The sequence below is a fragment of the Micromonospora sp. RTGN7 genome (assembly GCF_033804645.1).
In the GTDB taxonomy this organism is placed as follows: domain Bacteria; phylum Actinomycetota; class Actinomycetes; order Mycobacteriales; family Micromonosporaceae; genus Micromonospora.
Window position 1 is genome coordinate 1 of the sequence record NZ_JAPZLF010000071.1, and the last position, 258, is coordinate 258.

Annotated in this window: 1 pseudogene; it reads right to left on the reverse strand. The window is 67.4% G+C overall.

From position 1 onward, the window contains the following. Nucleotides 1-238: pseudogene (locus SNR22_RS29245) on the reverse strand (hypothetical protein); the annotation flags it as partial. Nucleotides 239-258: the final 20 nt, after the last annotated feature.

The window sequence follows — 258 nt, forward strand, 5'->3', positions numbered from 1 at the left end:
CGTTGGTGTTCTGTTCGTCGTTCAGGGTGATGGTCGACTGGTCGCCGTCCACACCGTGGGGGATCAGCTTGGTGGTGTCGACGTCCGGCTTGTCGGCGGCCTGCACGGCCACGGCGACGGGCGTGCTCTCCACACCACTGCTGCTGGTGGTGGTGGTGAGGGGTCCGGCGGCGATGCCGCCGGCGAACGCGAGTCCGGCGATGCTGAGGACGCTGTTACGCAGGATGGTGGTGTTCATGGGGGTGGCTCCATTCGGGG